The 20,390-nt window shown below is 67.6% G+C and carries 16 protein-coding genes; 2 read left to right on the forward strand and 14 right to left on the reverse strand.

The features are described 5' to 3' along the window. Positions 1-3: 3 nt before the first annotated feature. Positions 4-1,248, forward strand: coding sequence for a threonine ammonia-lyase (locus ACO054_RS05170; protein ID WP_421709375.1), 1,245 nt, complete (start codon positions 4-6; stop codon positions 1,246-1,248). A 35-nt stretch (positions 1,249-1,283) separates the two neighbouring features. On the opposite strand, the gene ACO054_RS05175 is transcribed toward ACO054_RS05170, so the two are convergent. From ACO054_RS05175 to ACO054_RS05225, 11 genes are all read right to left on the reverse strand, one after another. Beyond that, on the reverse strand, positions 1,284-1,619 hold the full coding sequence (locus ACO054_RS05175) for a HesB/IscA family protein (protein WP_421709376.1): 336 nt from the start codon (positions 1,617-1,619) through the stop codon (positions 1,284-1,286). Between the two features lie 111 nt (positions 1,620-1,730). Beyond that, the gene (locus ACO054_RS05180; RefSeq protein ID WP_421709377.1) at positions 1,731-2,207 is read right to left on the reverse strand and encodes a DUF59 domain-containing protein; all 477 of its coding nucleotides are present in this window, start codon (positions 2,205-2,207) and stop codon (positions 1,731-1,733) included. Between the two features lie 36 nt (positions 2,208-2,243). Further along, the gene (locus tag ACO054_RS05185) at positions 2,244-3,542 is read right to left on the reverse strand and encodes a cysteine desulfurase (RefSeq protein ID WP_421709378.1); all 1,299 of its coding nucleotides are present in this window, start codon (positions 3,540-3,542) and stop codon (positions 2,244-2,246) included. After that, complete coding sequence (gene sufD / locus ACO054_RS05190; protein ID WP_421709379.1) at positions 3,539-4,930, reverse strand: Fe-S cluster assembly protein SufD; 1,392 nt, start codon at positions 4,928-4,930, stop codon at positions 3,539-3,541. Before sufD ends, ACO054_RS05185 begins: the two co-directional genes overlap by 4 nt. Before the next feature lie 74 nt (positions 4,931-5,004). After that, the gene (sufC, locus tag ACO054_RS05195; protein ID WP_421709380.1) at positions 5,005-5,751 is read right to left on the reverse strand and encodes a Fe-S cluster assembly ATPase SufC; all 747 of its coding nucleotides are present in this window, start codon (positions 5,749-5,751) and stop codon (positions 5,005-5,007) included. A 38-nt stretch (positions 5,752-5,789) separates the two neighbouring features. Next, positions 5,790-7,241 (reverse strand): Fe-S cluster assembly protein SufB, encoded by a 1,452-nt coding sequence (sufB, locus tag ACO054_RS05200; RefSeq protein ID WP_421709381.1) that lies wholly within the window; start codon positions 7,239-7,241, stop codon positions 5,790-5,792. 103 nt (positions 7,242-7,344) lie between these two features. Then, entirely contained in the window at positions 7,345-7,830 is a 486-nt protein-coding gene (locus tag ACO054_RS05205) for an SUF system Fe-S cluster assembly regulator (RefSeq protein ID WP_421709382.1), read from the reverse strand. 603 nt (positions 7,831-8,433) lie between these two features. Continuing rightward, the gene (locus tag ACO054_RS05210) at positions 8,434-12,912 is read right to left on the reverse strand and encodes an autotransporter domain-containing protein (RefSeq protein ID WP_421709383.1); all 4,479 of its coding nucleotides are present in this window, start codon (positions 12,910-12,912) and stop codon (positions 8,434-8,436) included. An 860-nt stretch (positions 12,913-13,772) separates the two neighbouring features. After that, positions 13,773-14,435 (reverse strand): uracil phosphoribosyltransferase, encoded by a 663-nt coding sequence (upp, locus tag ACO054_RS05215; protein WP_421709384.1) that lies wholly within the window; start codon positions 14,433-14,435, stop codon positions 13,773-13,775. A 56-nt stretch (positions 14,436-14,491) separates the two neighbouring features. Further along, positions 14,492-15,736, reverse strand: coding sequence for an MFS transporter (locus tag ACO054_RS05220; protein WP_421709385.1), 1,245 nt, complete (start codon positions 15,734-15,736; stop codon positions 14,492-14,494). After that, positions 15,733-17,397 carry a GMC family oxidoreductase gene (locus ACO054_RS05225; protein WP_421709386.1) on the reverse strand — a complete coding sequence of 555 codons (1,665 nt, stop codon included), beginning with the start codon at positions 17,395-17,397 and terminating at the stop codon, positions 15,733-15,735. The genes ACO054_RS05220 and ACO054_RS05225 overlap by 4 nt, the downstream gene beginning before the upstream one ends. 158 nt (positions 17,398-17,555) lie before the next feature. Here ACO054_RS05225 and ACO054_RS05230 point away from each other — a divergent pair, with 158 nt between their 5' ends. Further along, complete coding sequence (locus ACO054_RS05230; protein WP_421709387.1) at positions 17,556-17,831, forward strand: hypothetical protein; 276 nt, start codon at positions 17,556-17,558, stop codon at positions 17,829-17,831. A 134-nt stretch (positions 17,832-17,965) separates the two neighbouring features. On the opposite strand, the gene ACO054_RS05235 is transcribed toward ACO054_RS05230, so the two are convergent. The 3 genes from ACO054_RS05235 to ACO054_RS05245 are packed head-to-tail and all read right to left on the reverse strand — an operon-like array spanning position 17,966 to position 20,377. Further along, a complete protein-coding gene (locus ACO054_RS05235; RefSeq protein ID WP_421709388.1) occupies positions 17,966-18,652 on the reverse strand; it encodes an ABC transporter ATP-binding protein in 687 nt (228 codons plus the stop codon). Continuing rightward, positions 18,652-19,419: an ABC transporter ATP-binding protein gene (locus ACO054_RS05240; RefSeq protein WP_421709389.1), complete on the reverse strand. Its 768-nt coding sequence runs from the start codon at positions 19,417-19,419 to the stop codon at positions 18,652-18,654. Before ACO054_RS05240 ends, ACO054_RS05235 begins: the two co-directional genes overlap by 1 nt. Beyond that, positions 19,412-20,377 (reverse strand): branched-chain amino acid ABC transporter permease, encoded by a 966-nt coding sequence (locus ACO054_RS05245; protein WP_421709390.1) that lies wholly within the window; start codon positions 20,375-20,377, stop codon positions 19,412-19,414. Before ACO054_RS05245 ends, ACO054_RS05240 begins: the two co-directional genes overlap by 8 nt. Positions 20,378-20,390: the final 13 nt, after the last annotated feature.

Here is a 20,390-nt window from a genome sequence, read left to right on the forward strand (position 1 = left end):
TTTATGGACGGGTTGCCCGGCGACGTTACCCTTGAGACGATCCGTGCGGCGGCCGCGGCGCTGCATGGTCATGTCGTCCGCACGCCTCTGGTTCCGGCCTTCCGCCTGTCGCGGCAACTCGGCTGCGAGCTGTTCCTGAAGTGCGAGAACTTCCAGGTCACTGGCTCCTTCAAGGACCGCGGCGCCTGCAACAAGCTCATGAGCCTGACGCCGGAGCAGGCCGAGAAAGGCGTGATCGCCATGTCGGCGGGTAATCATGCCCAGGGCGTCGCCTATCACGCCCAGCGCCTCGGCATCCCCGCCACCATCGTCATGCCGGAGTTTGCGCCCTTCACCAAGGTCCAGCGGAGCCGCGCCTATGGCGCGCGCGTGGTGCTCATCGGCGATACCCTCGACGTCTCTGCCAAGAAGGCGCGGGAGATCGGCGAGGAGGAGGGGCTGGTCTTCGTCCATCCCTACGACGACCCGGCGATCGTTGCAGGGCAGGGGACCATCGGCCTGGAGATCCTGGAGGATGCCGCGCACCTGGACAGTTTGATCGTGCCGATCGGCGGCGGGGGCCTGATCTCCGGAATCGCGGCGGCCGTCAAGGCGCTGCAGCCCACGCTCGAAGTCGTCGGGGTCGAGGCCGCGCTTTTCCCCTCCATGTTCCAGGTCTTGCGCGGCGAGCCCATCGAGGCGGGCGGCACGACGCTCGCCGACGGCATTGCCGTCAAGACGCCAGGTGTCCTGACGCGCGAGCTGGTGCGCGCTCTGGTCGACGACATCAGGCTGGTCGATGAAACCGCACTGGAAACAGCGGTCCATCATTTGGCCGAGGAACAGAAGATGGTCGCCGAGGGCGCGGGCGCCGCCGGACTGGCAGCAGTGATCGCCGAACCGGAACGCTATGCCGGGAAGAAGGTCGGGGTCGTGATCTGCGGCGGCAACATCGACATGCGTCTGCTGTCGGGGGTGCTGATCCGCGGCCTGGTGCGCGACGGCCGGCTGGTGCGGCTGCGCATCACCATCGTCGATCAGCCGGGTCAGCTGGCACGATTGTCACAGGTGATCGGCGGGACCGGCGCGAACATCATCGAGGTCGATCACCAGCGGCTTTTCGCCGACGTTCCGGCGAAGCGGGCAGATATCGACGTTACGCTTGAGTCGCGAGACGCCGAGCATGTCGAGGAGATTAAGTCGGCTCTTGAGGCTTCGGGGTTTCCCGCCCGCATTCTGGTCAGTCTGTCGGCTGATCTCCAGACCTGACCCCAAACTTCACCTGGGACCTGACGGCTTTCAGATCAGACCGAGAAGCTTTCGCCGCAGCCGCAGCGGCTCTTTTCGTTCGGATTGCTGAAGACGAAACCGGACTGCAGCTTGTCTTCCTGGTAGTCCATTTCGCTGCCGATGATGAACATCGTGGCGGTGGGATCGATGAAGATCTTCACGCCCTTGTCCTCGATCACGTCCTCGAAGCGCTTCTGCTCCTTCGCATACTCCACGAAGTAGCTCATGCCGGAGCAGCCGCGCGTTTTCACACCCACGCGCAGGCCCAGCACACCGTCGTCCGGACTGTTGGAAATCAAGCGCTTGACCCGCTCTGCGGCGCGGTCGGTCAGCGTCAGCATCGGACCCATGTTTATCGACTCCTCGGAGCGAACTTCACTCTTCACAACACTATGTAACCATTAAGCGGCGCGGCAAAAGACCTGAGCGTCGCAGTTCCAAGAACAGGCAAGGCGCTGGCGTCAAAACATACCGAGCGCGAGTTTCGCATCTTCGCTCATCTTGGTCTGATCCCACGGGGGGTCCCAGGTGATGGTGACCGCGACTTCGCCGGTTCCCGGAACGGCAGCGACCTTCTCGGCCACCTGCCCGGGCAGAATGCCGGCCACGGGGCAGGAGGGGGCGGTCAGGGTCATCACGATGGCAACGTCGCCATTGGCGGGGTCGATCTTGTTCTCGTAGATCAGACCGAGATCGAAGATGTTCACGGGGATTTCCGGATCGTAGACCGTGCGCAGGGCGTCCTCCACGGCTTCCCGCTCTGCCACCGGTTCGCCGTCCGGCTTCGGTTCGCCTGCGGTCGTCGTCGCCCCTTCCTCGGCGGCGGAGTCGTCCTCCATGGCGCCGGGCCAGAGGTAGGGATTGTAGTGGGGCTGCGCGAGCGGCTCGAGCGGTTCCGGACGCCCCGCTTTGTCCTTGGTTTCGATCTCTTGGGTCATCGTCTTCGTCCCCGTACGTCTTTGAACCCGGTCTTCCTAAAAGAAGTCCTTCACCTTCTCGATCGCCGTGGCCAGGGCGTCCACCTCTTCGCGCGTGTTGTAGAGCCCGAAGGAGGCGCGGGCCGTAGCCGGCACGTTCAGATAGTCCATCAGCGGCTGCGCGCAGTGATGACCGGCGCGGACCGCCACACCGGACCTGTCCAGGATGGTGCCGACGTCGTGGGCATGGGCGTCCGACACGTTGAAGGACAGGATGGCCGATTTCTCCTTGGCCGTACCGTAGAGCGTCACGCCCCCGATCGCGGTCAGCCGCTCCGTCGCGTAGCGCAGCAGGCTCTCCTCGTGCGCCGCGATGGCGTCCAGGCCGATCGCCTCCAGATAGTCGATGGCGGCGCCCAGTCCGACGGCTTCGGCGATCGCCGGCGTGCCCGCCTCGAAGCGGTGCGGCGGTTCCTTGTAGGTCGTCTCTTCGAAGGTGACGCGCGCGATCATCTCGCCGCCGCCTTGATAGGGCGCCATGTCCAGCAGGGTCTCGTAAGGTGCCCAGAGTACGCCGATACCGGTCGGGCCATAGAGCTTATGGGCGGAAAAGACGTAGAAGTCGCAGCCCAGCTTGCCGACCTCGACCGGCATGTGCGGGACGGCCTGACAGCCGTCGAGCAGCACTTTGGCGCCGACCGCATGAGCCTTCTCGACGATCTCGCTGACGGGCAGCAGCGTGCCGAGAACGTTCGAGATGTGCGCGATGGAGACCAGTTTGGTTCGCGGAGTCAGTAGTCTATCGAAGGCGGCCATGTCGAGGCTGCCGTCGGCCTCCAGCGGAACGACCTTGATTTCGATGCCGATGCGGTCGCGCAGCAGTTGCCAGGGCACGATGTTCGCATGGTGCTCCAGTACCGTGAGCAGGATCTCGTCGCCGGCCGTCAGGTTCTGCTGGGCCCAGGAGTTGGCGACCAGATTGATCGCCTCGGTGGCGCCGCGGGTGAAGACGATCTCTTCCGAGGAGGGTGCGCCCAGGAAGCCGGCGACCTTCTCGCGTGCCGCCTCGAAGGCGTCCGTCGCCTCCTGGCTCAGCTTGTGCACGCCGCGATGAACGTTGGAGTAGTGGTTGCGGTAGATCTCGTCCATCGCCTCCAGGACCTGCCGCGGCTTCTGAGACGAGGCGCCGTTGTCCAGGTAGACGAGGGGCTTGCCGTAGACCTCACGGGTCAGGATCGGGAAGTCCGCGCGGATCCGCTCGATGTCGAAGGCGGAGTCCGAATTGGCCGCCGGCATCGGCCGGATCGTCCCGGTCGGATCGGCCGTCGCCGGATCGATCTTGAGAGCTTCGCTCATGCCGATGGCTCCCCTTCCCGCTGCGCCACTGGAGCTTGCCTCGTGCCCAGCCAGTCGCGGATCCGCTCCAGCACCAGTGGGCGCAGGGACTCGTCGCTCAACTCCTCGACCGTCTCGGTCAGGAAGGATTCGACCATCAGGCTGCGGGCGCGCGCCTCGGGCAGGCCTCGGCTGCGCAGATAGAAGATGGCGTCGTGGTCGATCTCGCCGGTCGTCGCGCCATGGGCGCACTGGACGTCGTCAGCGAAGATCTCCAGTTCCGGCTTGGTGTCGATCTCGGCCTTTTCCGACAGGAGCAGGGTCTTGTTGAGCATCCGCCCGTCGGTCTTCTGGGCGTCGGGCGCGACCCGGATCAGGCCCTGGAACACGCCGCGCGCACGGTCGTCCAGCGCGCCTTTGATCACTTCCTTGCTCGTGCAATGCGGAACCTGGTGGTCGATCACCGTGGTGATGTCGCCATGCTGGCGGTCACGCAGGAGGTAGGCCCCGTTCAGGTGACAGTCGGCGCCCGTGCCGACCAGCCTGACGCGCGTCTCCAGACGCGAAAGAGCAGCCCCATGATTCAGCGCGAAGCTTTCGTAGCGGCTGTCCCGCTCCTGCCGGACATGGGTGGTGGCGAAGTGGAAGGTGCCCGAGGGGGACGACTGCAGCTTGAGGTGCGTGAGACGCGCGTTCTCGCCGAGGGCGATCTCGCTCACTCCGTTATGGAACACCGGCGTCTCGCCATAGCCGAAATGATGCTCCAGCAAGGTTGCCTGGGCGCCCTGGTCCAGCAGGATCAGCAGACGGGGATGAAGCTGGGTCGGCTCCTCGCTCAGCGGCCCGAGAAAGGTCAGCTCCAGCGGGCTGTCCAGAACCACGTTCTTGCCGAGACGGATGACCAGACCGTCGTCGAACAGAGCGGTGTTGAGTGCCAGCAACGGCTGGTCGCCGTCGGTCGCGATCTGTCCCAGCCAGGGCTCCAAAGCAGCCGGCTCGCGTTCCAGAAGGGCGCTCAGCGGCTCCACCGTCGCACCGGCCGGCAGCCCGTCGAGCGCCGAGAGATCGGCCCGGAAGCTGCCGCCAACCAGAGTCGCGCGGAGCGGCGAACCGGCCTCGTTCAGCCCAGTCTCGTTAAGCCCAGTCTCGTTCAGCAGAGAAGGCACACGGTCCAGGCTGGCCGTCTGCCCGGTCTCGCCGGCCGGCTTGAAGCTGATGTCCTTCAGCGCCTTCAGCGGCGTGTACTTCCAGCTTTCGCGACGCTGGGTGGGGAAGCCCAGATCGCGGAATCGCGCGGCCGCCTGCTCGCGCAGCTCGGACAGCCAAGACTGGGCTGCGCCTGGCAGGGCCGCCTTGGCCGCGTTGAAGCGGGCCAGGTAGGGGTCGGTGGAGAGGATCTCTTGAGCCATGAACGCGGTACCGTTGTCTCTCTTCCTGATGCCGGGGGCTTGTCGTTCGCCCCCGCTTTTCATTGGTGTGTCGTCTAAGCGGCCTCGACCGACTCAGCGTAGCCTTTCTCCTCCAGCTCCTGCGCCAGCTCCGGCCCGCCGGAGCGGATGATCCGGCCCTTCGAGAGCACGTGCACCTTGTCCGGCACGATGTAGGTCAGCAGGCGCTGATAGTGGGTGATGACCAGCATGGCGCGATCCGGCCCGCGCATGGCGTTGACGCCCTCCGCCACCGCCTTCAGCGCGTCGATGTCCAGTCCGCTGTCGGTCTCATCCAGCAGGCAGAGACTCGGCTCCAGCATCGCCATCTGCAGCATCTCGTTGCGCTTCTTCTCGCCACCGGAGAAACCGGCGTTGACCGCGCGCTTCAGGAAGTCCTGGTTGATCCCCAGTTCCTTGGTCTTGGCGCGCAGCTGTTTGACGAACTCCATGGCGTCGAGCTCAGGCTCACCGCGATGCTTGCGCACCGCGTTGACCGCCTCCTTAAGGAAGGTGGTGTTAGGCACGCCGGGGATCTCGACCGGATATTGGAAGGCCAGGAACAGGCCCTCGGCAGCACGCTGCTCCGGCTCCAACGTCAGCAGGTCGTGGCCCTTGAAGGCGACGGAACCTTCGGTGGCCTCGTAGCCCTCACGCCCGGACAGCAGGTAGGAGAGGGTCGATTTGCCGGAGCCGTTCGGGCCCATGATGGCATGAACCTCGCCGGCCTGGATGGTCAGGTCGATGCCCTTCAGGATTTCGGCGCCGTCGACGGTGGCGTGCAGATTTTTGATCTCGAGCATGGGTCTCGTTTCTTGCAAATGTTCGAAGGGGCGGGGGCTTAACCGACAGAGCCTTCCAGACTGATGCCGACTAGCTTTTGAGCCTCGACGGCGAATTCCATGGGGAGCTGCTGCAGAACTTCGCGGCAGAAGCCGTTGACCACCAGGGCGACGGCCTCCTCCTGGCCGATGCCGCGCTGGCGGCAGTAGAAGAGCTGGTCTTCGCTGATGCGCGAGGTGGTCGCCTCGTGCTCGATCTGGGCGCTGCGGTTCTTGCTCTCGATGTAGGGCACGGTGTGCGCGGCGCAGGCCTCGCCGATCAGCAGAGAGTCGCACTGGGTGTAGTTGCGCGCCCGCTCGGCCTTGCCGCCCATGCGCACCAGACCGCGATAGGTCTGGGCGGAGCGCCCGGCGGAGATGCCCTTGGAGATGATCCGGGAGGAGGTGTTCTTGCCCAGGTGGATCATCTTGGTGCCGGTATCGGCCTGCTGCAGGTTGTTGGTGATGGCGATGGAGTAGAACTCGCCCACCGAGTTGTCGCCCTGCAGCACGCAGCTCGGGTACTTCCAGGTGATCGCCGAACCGGTCTCGACTTGGGTCCAGCTGATCTTGGAGTTGGTGCCCTTACAGAGGCCGCGCTTGGTGACGAAGTTGTAGATGCCGCCCTTACCGTCCTCGTCGCCGGGGTACCAGTTCTGGACAGTCGAGTACTTGATCTCGGCGTCGTCCAAGGCGATCAGCTCGACCACGGCGGCGTGAAGCTGGTTCTCGTCGCGCTGCGGCGCCGTACAGCCCTCCAGGTAGCTGACGTAGGAGCCCTTGTCGGCAATGATCAGCGTCCGCTCGAACTGCCCGGTGTTTTCCGCGTTGATGCGGAAGTAGGTGGAGAGCTCCATCGGGCAGCGTACGCCCGGCGGGATGTAGACGAAGGAGCCGTCGGTGAAAACGGCGGTATTGAGACAGGCGTGCTTGTTGTCGGCGTAGGGCACGACCGAGCCCAGGTACTTGCGCACCAGCTCCGGGTGGTCCTGGATCGCCTCGGAGATCGAGCAGAAGATGACGCCGACTTCGCTCAGCTTTTTCTTGAAGGTCGTGGCGACGGAGACGCTGTCGAACACGGCGTCGACCGCGACACCGGCCAGCATCTCCTGCTCCCGCAAGGGAATGCCCAGCTTCTCGTAGGTCTCCAGCAGCTTGGGGTCGACCTCATCGAGCGACTGCGGCTTATCGGCCAGCTTGGGCGCGGCGTAGTAATAGACATCCTGATAGTCGATCGGCGGATGCTCGACCTTCGCCCACTTCGGCTCCGGCATGGTCTGCCAGTGCGCATAGGCCTTCAGACGCCACTCCAGCATCCACTCCGGCTCGTCCTTCTTGGCCGAGATGAAGCGGATGATGTCCTCGCTCAGGCCCTTGGGCGCGGTCTCCATCTCCAGCTCGGTGGACCAGCCGTACTTGTAGCGCTCGCCCAGCGACTTGACCTGTTCGACCGTTTCGACGCTTGCCGCCATGATGTCTGATCTCTCTCGCTTCTTGTCGAACTCGATTGTTTCGGCGGCGCGAGGCCGCCCTTCGTTTCGTCGGGCCCGTATCCTCTCGGGCCCTTCGGTTTTCTTACGCCCGCGCCTGTCTCGCGTGGTCCGCCGCGGCAGGGTCCGGCACACCCTGGGCCGGCACACCCTGCGGCAGTCCCGCGAAGGGCAGGGCCATATCCGCCAGGGTCACGCCGGCCAGCGCCGTCCGGATAGCAGTGTTCACCCGCTCCCAATTGCCGCGCATCGGACAGAGGGATTCGACGCTGCAGGTATCGGTCGCGGCCTCGACGCAGGCGGTCAAGGCAATCGGCCCGTCCATGGTCTGGATGATCGCCGCCACGTCGATCTGCTCGGCCGGTCTCGCGAGGCTGTAGCCGCCGGCCGCGCCCCGCTGAGAGGCGATCAGCCCGCCCTTGGCCAGCAGGTTCAGCACCTTGGCCGCCGTCGGCTGGGGCAGGCCGGTATCCTGGGACATCTGCGCGGCGTTGACCAACCGCTCGGGGCGCTGGGCCATCTGCGCGAGCACCACCACGGCGTAGTCGGTCAGGCGATTGAGGCGAAACATCTGGGACCAGCGTCCTTCGGCACGAGCTTGAAGTGTCACGACCGCTTGGCACGATCACCGGGCCGGGTCGCGGAATTCCGCGTTGCAATCCAGACCGGATCGTTCAAGTTTCCATGAAGTACCATCTTCGCCGAAGAATTCAAGCGGAAATCCGACCGAATCAGTCGGATTTGATCTGCAAAAACTTCAAGGACTTATCCCCTGTCGGCAAAGGGATTTGCTGATCCGATATCGAAGGGCCGCCGCGCAGCGCCGGTGGTCGACCCGTGCTAACCTGTCCATACGGCCGCTCTGACGGTGCCGGCCTATTCCGCGCCGCCACTTTCCAAGTCCCTCCATGCTGAGCCCCATCCTTCAGGCTGAGCCCTCATCCTTCAGGCTGAGCTTGTCGGAAGCCGGCCGGCGGCTTGCCCGAGAGACATGCTTCGACAGGCTCAGCATGAAGGGGTTTGTAACGGAGAGTTTGTAACTGGGAGAGAGCCTATCTCGTCTCAAGCCGAGACGGGAGCCTCGACCCTTTCGGCACCTCCAACCGTCCTTCAGGCTGAGCCCTCATCCTTCAGGCTGAGCTTGTCGAAGCCCGCAACGCTGGCAACCGCGGCCTCAGAACTTCAGCCATCCGCCGAGCAGGAAGCCGTGGTCTCTGGCGCCCTCTCCGAAGCGTCCGGCGTAGCCGGCCGACAGCGCCCAGCGGTCTTTGGAGGTCAGGTCGGCGCCGAGGCTGAGGGCTGCTGAGTGGTCGGGTTCCTCCAGGCCGGGCACGCGCCAGGAGGCGTCGCTGCCGGCGAAGCGCGCGGTGGTGTCGGTGGTCTCGTCGCCGAGGCGTCCGATCCAGAGCGCCTGGGCGCGCGGGGTGAGGGTGAGGCCTTGCCCCAGGTCGACGTCGCTGGCGACCCCGACCCCGAGGCGCGGCTGGAGGCTCAGCGTGTCGCTGCTGTCGATCTCCAGGTTGGCGCCGCCGGCGCCGCTCTCGCTCCAGGACTCCTGGTAGAGCCAGGAGGCGCCGAGGCCGGCGGTAGGGGTGAGGGTGACGCCGGAGAGCTGCCAGTCGTAGCCGACGGCGAGATCGCCGAGCACCTCATAGCCGTCGCGCTTGCCCTCGGCGGTCTGGTCGAAGCCGGCGAAGTGCACCTCGCGCTCGCTCTTGAAGCGGTGGCCGGCGAAGCCCAGGCTGCCGGAGAGCTGCCAGGGGCCGGGGCTCCAGGTCAGCTTGGCGGCGGCGAGCAGGGAGGTGCTGTCGGTCTCGGCCAGCCCGTCGTCGGTGGAGACCTGCCCGCCGAATCCGCCAAGGCCAAGGCTGAGCGAGACCTCCTCGTTCAGCGGCAGGACGACGCCACCGGCAGCACCGGCGTAGTATCTGTTCTGGTCGGCTGCCGCGTCCTCGCCGTCGCGGCTGCCGAAGCCGCCGAGGGCCTCGAACCAGAAGCGCGGGCCGCTCTGCTCTAGTTTTTCCGGCCCGCCGGCGGCGGCCAGCCCGAGTTCGTTCAGCGCCGTGCCGGCGCCGGTCTCGGCTCGGGCGAACTGGGTGAGGCCGGCGACACCGTCTGACAGGTTGCCGCCGCTGCCGGTGGGGATGATGGCCAGGAAGGTCTGTCCGGCGAGCTGCGCGAGCTGCGCGCCGCCGGTCAGGCCGCTGCCGGAGAGCTGGCGCACAGCTCCGTTCAACTCTGCGTCGGTCAGGCCGAGCAGCTCTTGGATGAGTGGGCCGCTGCTGGGGGTCGGGTTCTCCTCCAGGTCGTCGAGGGCGCTGCCGGTGGACTTCAGGTCGGGGGCGCTGGTCGTCCCCTCGAAGTCTTGGCTGTTGCGGCTAAGCAAGAGGAAGACGTCGTTGGCCTCATGCTGCAGGGAAGGGTCGAGCAGAGCGAGGACCTGACCTGGCGCGTAGTTGACGGAGTCGAAAGTCCCGCCTACGCCGCCGGTGGTCTGGAGGATCAGGAACTCCTGTCCGTGGCTGTAGCCGCCGGCCTGGGGCGTCACCTCGACGTTGCCGCCGTTCACGGTGGCGGTGCCGGTGACGTTCAGCAGGTCGGCGCGGCCGTCCGGCGCGATTTCCACCGCCAGGACCGAGCCGGGGTCGAAGGTGACCGACCCGCTGTTCAAGGTGCCGATGGAGTTGCCGGGCGCGACCCGGCCGTTGGCGGTGAGCGCGCCCAGGATCCCGGTCCCGCCCAGGGTGCCGCCGGTCCCGACAGTTACGTCGCCGAGCGTGCCGTTGACGATGACGGTGCCGCCGGTGATTGCGGTGGTGATGCTCGCGGCGACGGTGCCGTCGAAGACCTGGGTGCCGCTGCCGCCCAGGGTCATGTTACCGGTGCCGGAGACGGCACCGGAGAAGCCGCCGCTGCCCGCGCCGGCGAAGGCAAGGCTGCCTCCGTCCAGGCTCAGGGTGCCGTCGCCATGGAGGCTGCCGATGGTCTCGGTGAAACCGGCCACGTCGAAGGTGGCGTCGTTGGCGACCGTCACCGCGCCGCCGTCGGCCAGCCGCTCGCTGGCGCCGAGCCGCAGGGTGCCGGCGGAGACGGTGGTGCCTCCGGTGTGGCTAGCGTTGCCGGTCAGGATCAAGAGTCCGGCGCCGGTCTTTTCCAGCGGGCGGGATCCACCGGTCTCGGTGATATTGCCGGTCTGTGTGGCGGTGCCGCTGGCGACCTGGAGCTGGGTGGAGTTGGAGGCGACGGCGATGGCGTTGGCGGTGTTGACGCCGTCGGCATAGCCAAGGGTGGAGCCGTTGGTGGTGATGGTCCCGCTGCCGGCCGCGCCGTCGCTGCCTAGCAGCAGCGTCCCCTGCTGCAGGATGACCCCGCCGGAAAAGCTGTTGGGCCCGGTCAGGATCAGGCTGCCGGTGCCGGCCTGTGTGAGGCCGCCGGTGCCGGAGATGGCGCCGCCGAAGGTGACGGCGTCGGAGCGGTTGAAGGCGAGGGTGGCGTTGTTGGTGACGTCGCCGTTCAGGCTGCCGCTCGTGCCGCCGTCGCCGACCTGCAGGCTGCCGGCCGAGACGGTGGTGCCGCCGCTATGGTCGGCGTTGCCGGTCAGGACCAGGGGGCCGTCACCGGCTTGTATCAGGCTGCCGGTTCCGGAAATGGTGCCGCCGAAGGCGATGGCATCGGAGCGGTTGAAGGCGAGGGTGCCGTTGTTGGTAACGTCGCCGTTCAGGCTGCCGCTCGTGCCGCCGTCGCCGACCTGCATGGTGCCGGCCGAGACGGTGGTGCCGCCGGTATGGCTGGCGTTGCCGGTCAGGATCAGGGTTCCGGCGCCGGTCTTTTCCAGGGGGTTGGCGCCGCCGGTCTCGGTGATATTGCCGGCCTGCGTCGCCGTGCCGTTGGCGACCTGCAGTTGGGCGCCGTCGGAGTCGACGGTGATGTTGTTGGTCAGCGCGATGCCGTCGTCGTAGGCCACCGTGGAGCCGTTGTTGGTGGTGATGGCGGCACTGCCCAGGGCGTCGCTGTCGCCCAGCGACAGCGTGCCGCCGTTGAGGGTGACGTTGCCCAGGAAGTTCGCGTTGGCGCTGTCGATGGCCAGGGTGCCGTCGCCGGACTTGATTAGGGTCCCGTCGCCGGCCAGGGCATCGGCGCCGCTGAGGCTGCGGCTGCCGCTGGTGATGCGCAGGTCGGTCGAGGCCGTGTCGTGCAGGAAGATCTTACGGCCCTGGGCCTGTCCGGCGGTGGCGCCGCCGGTGCCGCCGGTGCCGCCGCCGGTGACGCCGTAGGTTCCGACGAAGTCGCCGTCGACGACGGTCAGTTGGCCGCCGTCGCGCACGAAGATGGCGCCGCCCAAGGCCGCGCCGCCGCCGCCGTCGGCGCCGTCGGCGGTCGCACCGCTGTTGCCGCCCTGGCCGGCGAAGGAGCCGCCGGCACCGCCGTCGGTGCCACCGCCGCCGCCGGCACCGAACCCGCCGGCGCCGCCGGCGCCGCCGTAGCTTAAGCTTAAAGTGGATCGCCCCGCGCCGCCGCCGCCGCCGAAACCGCCCGCGCCGCCGATCTCACCGCCGCCGCCGCCGCCGAAATCACCGCCGTCACCGCCGAGGAGGCCAATGAAGCCGCTGCCTCCACCGCCGCCGCCGATGCCGCCGATGCCGCCGTCCATCGCCCTGCCGCCGCCGCCGCCGCCGCCGAGATCCGCTGCGGCATCGCTGCCTGGGAATCCGTCGCCGCCGCCACCGCCGCCTTGGGCACCGCCGGCGGCACCGCCGGCCGTGCTCGTGGTGTCTGCTCCGCCGTCCGTCGCCCCGCCGCCGCCGCCGCCGCCGCCGCCAACGTTGACACTGGGACCGGGGCCTCGGATCACGAAGGTTCTGCCGCCGGCACCGAATTCACCCCCGCCGCCGCCGCCGCCGGTGCCGTCTCCATCTCCACCCGCACCCTCATAGCCGCCGCCGCCGCCGCCGGAGAAGCCGCTGTCGCCGCCAGCGCCGGCGAGGCCGCCGCCGCCGCCGCCGCTGCTACCGTTGTTGCCGCCGCCGCCGCCGCTGCCGCCGCTGGCCGCGGCGGTCCCCAGGGTGATGTTCGACACGGTGACGTCGGCCCCGGCGTTCACGAAGACCGCCGCGCCCGCGCCGAGCCCGCCGCCGCCGCCGCCGCCGCCGCCGCCGTGGCCGCCGGCACCGCCTTGGGCGTGGGCGTTGTCGATGGTGACGTTGGAGATGCTGGCCGTACCGGCCTGGATGAAGAAAACGCGACCGTTGTTCTGGGCGTCGATGGTGTTGCCGCCGCCGTTGACGGTGAGGCCGCGGGTGATCATCGGCAGCGACTGGGTCAGGGCGATGTTGCCGGTGATGTTGATGGTGTTGGTTGGGTCGCCGTTGCTGTTGGCCGTGAAGATGGCGTTTCGCAGGTCCGCTTCGTTGGCCACGTTGAAGGTCGCGGCGTTGGCCGGTTCGACCGCTGCCCCGACCGTCACACCGGCCGCCAGGATCAGCACCAAAGCCGTTCCGGCCGCCGTTCTGACCAGGGCGCTGCCGCCCAGCAGTCCCGTGCGCCGTCCGCTGCCTCGGTGGCTCGTGTCTCGGTAGCTCGCGGCCTGCTGCTTGCGCGCCCGCCTGTCCTCTTCCAGCTCCATCCCGTCTTGCACTTCCACAACGTTCCCCATTTCCTTGTCCTTCTCCGTCCGCGCCAGAAGGCCGTGCGGCCCGCGCCAGAAGGCCGTGCGGCTAGGACAGCGTTTCGAGATTTGGCAAGACCGCGCCCCTTGCAGGCAGCTGGCGCCCCTCGATCACTGCGCCGATCACTGCGCCGATCACCGGTCGTTACGGCATCGGTGCGGCCCCGGGTCCCGACGGTCCGCCGGCCGCGCGCTCGACCCCACCGATGCGCCCGATAGCCTCATCCTCCACAGCAGATTGATCCGGTGGACGAGAGGCCCAGATTTCTGAGCCGCAATGGAGCGATAACACTCATAGCGAGCGCACTTATAGCGGGATGTAAAGTTGCACGCGTACTTATGGCAATGCGGCCGATTAGGGTCAAGACGACTAGGTTAATTCTGTGGGTCGTCTAGTCCAGATTTCGGCTAAGCATCTGATTAAAACAATATAAAAGGTTAATTTTTTCTCGCAGCCGCCGGTGTGGCGCTATCCTGTCTCCTCCGGATCGAGCCGCGGCATCGAATCCGAGTATCGCGCTAAGCGTGTATATTCTGCTGTGCCGAGTCGCGCGAGGACGCAGCAGGTTTTTCGACCGTTTTTTCGATTTCTACAACCTATGATTATCCAGCGCCGCTCGTTGGCTTTCGAGCCTCTGCATCACAAGGGATGGTTGGAGAAGATGGGGTTAGAGCAGGGTCGCCTCAGGTTGAATCGCTTTGGCGTTTCCACCTGAGGTGTGAATTCTGCTCTCACCATACATCATAAGGTTTGGGGGGCGATTCACGTCTCAGGTGGAAGCCGAACGCTTCCACCTGAGACGATCGCGCTCTAGACGGGCTGATGCGGCGCCGCCCGCAGGTTCGCTCTACAGCGTGCCGAACAGGCGGTCGCCGGCGTCGCCCAGGCCGGGGACGATGTAGGCGTGGCTGTCCAAATGGCTGTCGAGGGCGCCGGCCACGACGGTGACCTCGGGGTGCGCCTCGGCAAGGCGGGAGACGCCTTCCGGCGCGGCGACCAGGCAGAGGAAGCGGATCTCGGCGGCCGGGACGCCGCGCGCGATCAGCACGTCGATGGCATGGGCGGCGGAGCCGCCGGTCGCCAGCATGGGGTCGATCAGCAGGGCGCGGCCCGGCGCCTCCGGCAGCTTGACGTAGTACTCCTGCGGTTTCTTGCTTTCGGGGTCGCGGAAGACGCCGATGTGGCCCTCGCGCGCCATGGGCATCAGCTCGCGAATGCCCTCGGCCAGGCCCAGACCGGCGCGCAGGATCGAGACGATGGTGATCTCGCTGGCCAGGTGGGGGGCGTTCATCTGTGCCATCGGCGTTTCGATGGGGCGCCGCTCCAGCGGCAGGTCGCGGGTGATCTCGTAGCCCAGCAGCAGGCCCAGTTCGCGCAGCAACTGGCGGAAGGCGATGGGCGGCGTGGTCTTGTCCCGCAGGATCGTCAGCTTGTGCTGCACCAGGGGATGCGCGACCAGGCGCAGGTTGGGAAAGGTCTCGGCGTCGCTGTCGCGCGGGCTGTCGCTCATGGGTCTTCCGCCGCTCCGGAGGGTCTCGCTGTCTCTCGTCGGGTCGTTTGCCGGCGTCAGGTCTTTTGCCGGTGGGTCGTCTGTCGAATGACGAGCAGCGCAGCCACTGTACCAAGCAGAGATGTCAGGGCCATGGCGAAGTAGGCGCCGGCGCCGAAGCTGCCGTAGAGCCAGCCGGCGGCGAACATCAGGCTGCCGACGCCCAGCGACCCGACGGCGGTGGCGTAGAGGGCCTGGGCCGTGCCGGCCTGGGCGTCGGGGACGTTGCGACCCAGCCAGGTCAGGGCGCCCAGATGCGCCGCGCCGAAGGTGAGGGCATGGAGCAACTGCAGCGGCGCCAGCAGCAGCGGATCGGCCGTCAGCGCCGTCAGGGGCCAGCGGATCACGCCGGCCAGCCCGCCGACCGCGAGCAGAAGCAGCGGCCCGAAGCGCCCGATCAGCGACTTGCCGAACCAGAAGAGCACCACCTCGGCCAGCACGCCGAGTGCCCAGAGCGCGCCGATCAGGCTGCCGTCGAGCCCGGCGCGCGACCAGTCCAGGGCAGAGTAGGCGTAGTAGACGGCGTGGCTGCCCTGGATCAGCAGCCCGGCCAGCAGGAGGAGGAGGAAATCGGGACGGCGCAGCAGGGCGAGAAAGCGTCCGCCGGCCAGGCGGCGCTCGTCGGACTTGTCTCCCTCGCCTCGGGTCGGCTCGATCTGGGCGGGCAGACACCAGGCCGCGACGGCGGTCAGCAGGGCGCTGACGGTGACCAGATGGAGCACCCAGTCGGGCCCGAAGCGGCCGATGAGGAGACCGCCGCCCAGGTTGGCGACGACGAAGGCGAGGGAGCCCCAGAGACGCGCCCGGCTGTAGGCGAAGCCGTGCCGCTCCGCCGCGCGCACGGCCAGCCCCTCGATCAGGGGCATCTGCGGCTGATGCAGCAGGCCGGCGAGGCTGTGCAGGACGACGATCAGGGCGAAGCCGACCGCGAATTCCAGGGAGATGAGGCAGAGCGGCGTCGCGAGGGCCAAGACCAGGATGGTCAGCCGCCGCCGGCCGCTGCGGTCGGCCAGCAAGGCGATGGCCGGCGTCGTGACGATGCGCAGCCAGGCCGGGATGGCGAGCACCAGGCCGATGGCCTGGTCGGAGAAGCCGCGCGCCTCCAGCCAAAGCGGAATGTAGGGCAGGTAGATCCCGATGGTCAGGAACAGACCGCCGTAGAAGAAGGCAAAGCGCGCCGAGAGCGCCAGGGGCGAGAGGGCGACCGCGCTCGGCTGCTTGTCGTCCTCCGCCTCGTCGTTTCCCTCCGCCTGCTGGCTCACGCGGCGGTTTGCGCCGCGCTGCGCCGGTCCTCGCGGATCATGTCGCTCGCCTTCTCGGCGATCATGATGGTCGGCGAGTTGGTGTTGCCCGAGACGATGGTCGGCATGACCGAGGCATCGACCACGCGCAGGCCCTGCAGGCCGTGCAGGCGCAGACGCGCATCGACCACCGCCAGGGGATCCTCGCCCATCTTGCAGGTGCCGACCGGGTGGAAGATCGTGGTGGCGATGTCGCCGGCCGCCCGGGCCAGCTCCTCTTCGCCGACGATCTCGGGGCCGGGTTTGATCTCCTCCGCCGCGAAGGCCTGCAGGGGGGCTTGGGCGCAGATCTTCCGGGTCAGCCGGATCGAGTCCGCCGCGACGCGCCGGTCGGTCGCGGTCGCCAGGTAGTTCGGCCGGATCGCCGGCGCGTCGCGGAAGTCGGCGCTCCTGATGTGGATCGAGCCCCGGCTTTCCGGGCGCAGGTTGCAGACGCTGGCGGTGAAGGCGGGAAAGCGGTGCAGCGGCTCGCCGAAGCGGTCCAGGCTCAAGGGCTGTACGTGGTACTCCAGGTTCGGCGTGGCCTGACTGGGATCGGAGCGCACGAAGGCGCCGAGCTGGCTGGGCGCCATGGTCAGGGGGCCGCTGCGCTTGACCAGATACTCCAACCCCATGGCGGCCTTGCCGAACAGGGAGTTGGCGACCTGGTTCATGGTCCGGGTGCCGGCGACCCGGAAGACCGTGCGGATCTGCAGATGGTCCTGCAGGTTCTCGCCGACGCCGGGCAGGGCGTGCCGCAGGGCGATGCCGTGATCCTGCAGCACCTCCGGCTTGCCGATGCCGGACAGCTCCAGAAGCTGCGGGCTGCCGACCGCGCCGGCCGCCAGGATCACCTCGCCGCTAGCCTCGGCCCAGGCCGGCGCGCCGTCTTGCCGGAAGGCCAGACCGGTGACGCGGGTGCCGTCGAACAGCAGCCGTTCGGCCTGGGCGTGGGTCACGACCGTCAGATTGGGGCGCTTCAGGGCGGGTTTCAGGAAACCGGTCGAGGTCGACCAGCGCAGGCCGCGCCGCTGGTTGACGTGGAACAGTCCGACGCCCTCGTTGTCGCCGCGATTGAAGTCGTCGCTGCGGGGGATTCCGGCTAGTTCCGCCGCCTGGGCGAAGGCCTCCAGGATCTCCCAGGACAGGCGCTGCCGCTCGACCCGCCATTCGCCGCCGGCCCGGTGGTGGGGAGACTCGCCGTCGAAGTGGTCCTCGGAGCGCAGGAAGTAGGGCAGCACCTCGTCCCAGCCCCAGCCGGTGTTGCCCATCTGTCGCCAGCCGTCGTAGTCGGCGGACTGGCCGCGCAGGTAGAGCATGCCGTTGATGGAGGAACAGCCGCCCAGCACCTTGCCGCGCGGATAGCCGAGGGCACGCCCGTTGAGGCCTGGTTCGGGCTCGGTCTTGAAGCCCCAGTCGGCGCGCGGATTGCCCATGCAGTAGAGGTAGCCAATAGGGATCTTGAACCAGATCCAGTCGTCCTTGCCGCCGGCCTCCAGCAGCAGGACCCTCACGTCCGGGTCGGCCGAGAGGCGGTTCGCCAGGACGCAGCCGGCGGACCCGGCGCCGACGATCACGTAATCGAAGGTCCCGATCTTGTTCGGCGGATCTTCGCCGGGCGGCGAGACTGGGGTGGGGGACATGTTTGGGCCGCTCCTCCGGACTTTTGTCTTTCCCCGCAGACTGCCCCAACAGACCGGCGGAAGAGAAGCGAAGACCTGCGAACTTCACCTTTCGGCAAGGCTTGGGGGGCTATTGTCGACGGAATCTACGACCTGCAGCTTTGAAAGCGGCGCGAGACATGACTCATTTCCTGAGTTCCGACATCAACGAAAACGGCCACAAGCTGGAAGAAATCCTGGGCATCGTCGCCAAGGATATCATCTACCGCGCCGGCAAGATCGCGGACGATCAGCGGCCCGAGGCACGTCACGTGCTGGACAACAACGTCAAGATCCTGGGCCTTCTGGCCGAGGCCCGGCGCCTGGCGGAAGACTCGACCCGCACCCTCGACAAGGCCTTCGGCCCTAGCCGCTCGGCCGAAGGCGGCCCGCCGCGCATCGGCGTGGCCGACTGATCCTGATTCGCTGTTCCGGCGTGTGTGTGTGTCGCCACCCTTCGACAGGCTCAGGGTGAAGTTGTTGTTATTAAGAGAAAATCTTCATCCTGAGCCTGTCGAAGGGTGACTTCCGCCGCTACCACTCTCGCTGGCTAGACGCCGAGATAGCGGTCCTGCAGGGCCGGATCGGCGGCCAAGTCGGCGGAGCTGCCGCTCCAGGCGACCTGGCCCTTCTCGATGACCGTGTGGCGGTCGGCCAGGGGCAGCAGGGCGTCGAGATTCTTGTCGATCACCAGGATTGCCTGCCCTTTGGCCTTGAGCTCACCGAGCACCCGCCAGATCTCGGCACGGATCAGCGGTGCCAGGCCCTCGGTCGCCTCGTCGAGAATCAGGAGTTTCGGATTGGTCATGAGCGCGCGGCCGATGGCCAGCATCTGCTGTTCGCCGCCCGAAAGCTGCGTGCCGAGCGCGGCGCGGCGCTCGGCCAGCACCGGGAAGAGCTGCCGGATCGCGGCCAGATCCCAGGGCCCGGGGCGGGCCGTGGCGATCAGGTTCTCCTCGACCGTCAGGTTCGGGAAGATCTGCCGGCCCTCCGGCACCAGCCCCAGGCCGGCGCGGGCGGCCTTGTGGGGCGGGCTGCCGCGCAGCTCCCTGCCTTCGAAGCGGATCGAGCCGCCGGTCGGGCGGAGCAGACCCATCAGGCAGCGCACGCTCGTGGTCTTGCCCATGCCATTGCGGCCCAGCAGCGTGGCTACCTCGCCGGCGCCGACGGCAAAATCGAGGCCGAAGAGCACCCGGCTGGCACCGTAGGAGGCCGTGAGACCGGTCACCTCAAGCATCAGGCGCTCTCCTGTTCGCCCAGGTAGGCGGCGCGCACGGCTGGGTCGTTGCGGATCGCCTCGGGCGCGGTGGTCGCGATGACGCGGCCGTAGACCAGGACCGTGATGCTGTCCGCCAGGGCGAAGACCGCGTCCATGTCGTGCTCGATCAGCACGATGGTGATCTCGCGCTTGAGCCCCTCCAGCAGCGTCACCATGGCCTGGGTTTCCTCGCGGCTCATCCCGGCGGTGGGTTCGTCGAGCAGCAGCAGTTTCGGCTCGGTCGCCAGAGCCAACGCGATTTCGAGCTGCCGCTGTTCGCCGTGGGCCAGGGCGGCCACCGGCACGTCGGCGCGCGCACTCAGGCCCACGCGGGCCAAGGCGGCCTGGGCCGGTTCGATCAGGTCGCGGTCGCGCGTCACCGGCCGCCAGAAGTGGAAGGCGTGGCCGGAGCGTGCCTGGACGGCGAGTAGCAGGTTCTGCAGTGCCGTGAAGCGGGGGAAGAGGCTGGTGATCTGGTAGGAGCGGGCGAGGCCGCTGCGGGCGCGGGCGGAGGCGGGCAGGGCCGTGACCTCGCGCCCGTCGAACTCGATGCCGCCGTTGTCCGGCGTCAGTTCGCCCGCCAGCAGGGAGATCAGCGTGGTCTTGCCGGCGCCGTTGGGGCCGATTACGGCGCGCAGCTCGCCCGGCTGAACATCCAGCTCGACGCCGTCGCAGGCCTGAACCGCGCCGAAGGCCTTGCGCAGGCCGTTGGCGCGCAGCAGCGGTTGGGCCAGCCGTTCAGTCACCCTTGCGTCCCTCCACCAGACCCCAGAGGCCCCGGCGGGCGTAGAGCACGACCAGGATCAGGATCGGTCCCAGGAAAAGCTGCCAGTGCTCGGTCACCTCCTTCAGCAGAAACTCCAGCAGCAGAAAGGCCACGGCCCCGGCAATCGGCCCGTAGAGCGTGCCGATGCCGCCCAGGATCACGATCACCAGTAGCTCGCCGGAGAGATGCCAGGAGAGGAAGGAGGGACTGACGAACTCCGTCTGGTTCGCCAGCAGGGCGCCGGCCAAGCCGGCCACGGCGCCGGAGAGCGCGAAGGCCGCGAGCTGGTAGCGAAATCCCGAGGTGCCGAGGGCCTGCATGCGCCGCGGATTGTCGCGCAGGCCCATCAGGGTCCAGCCGAAGCGTGCGCCGACGAGGCGGCGTTTCAGAAGGGTGAAACCCAGCACGAGGCAGAGGCAGAGATAGAAAAAGACGACGTCGTTGCCGATGTCGAGCGGCCCGAAGTCGCTGCGCTCCCAAAGGCTCATGCCGTCCTCGCCGCCGTAGTCCGGCAGGGAGATGAAGAGGTAGTAGATCATCTGCGCGAAGGCGAGGGTGATCATGATGAAGTAGAGGCCGCTGGTCTTGAGACTGAGCGCGCCGATGGCCAGCGCCAGCGCGCCCGAGACCAGGATCGCCAGGGGGAAGGCCAGAAAGCCAGAGGTGGTGCCCGGCAGGCCCAGTAGGCTGCCGCCCATGAAGCTGTGGAAGGAGAGGATGCCGACCACGTAGGCGCCGGCGCCTACGAAGGCCGCATGGCCGAAACTGACCAGACCGCCGTAGCCCAGGATCAGGTTGAGGGCGAGCGCCGCCAGTCCGTAGATCAGCATGCGGCTGGCCAGATCGACCGCCCAAAGCAGGTCGCCGGCCCAGGCGACGGCCGGGAAGAGGGCGAAGGCGACTAGGCCGATCAGGGCGATGAGGTCGGAGCGTTGCATAAGCTTTGGACCG

The organism is Algihabitans sp., from assembly GCF_965226985.1.
Lineage (GTDB): Bacteria > Pseudomonadota > Alphaproteobacteria > Kiloniellales > DSM-21159 > Algihabitans.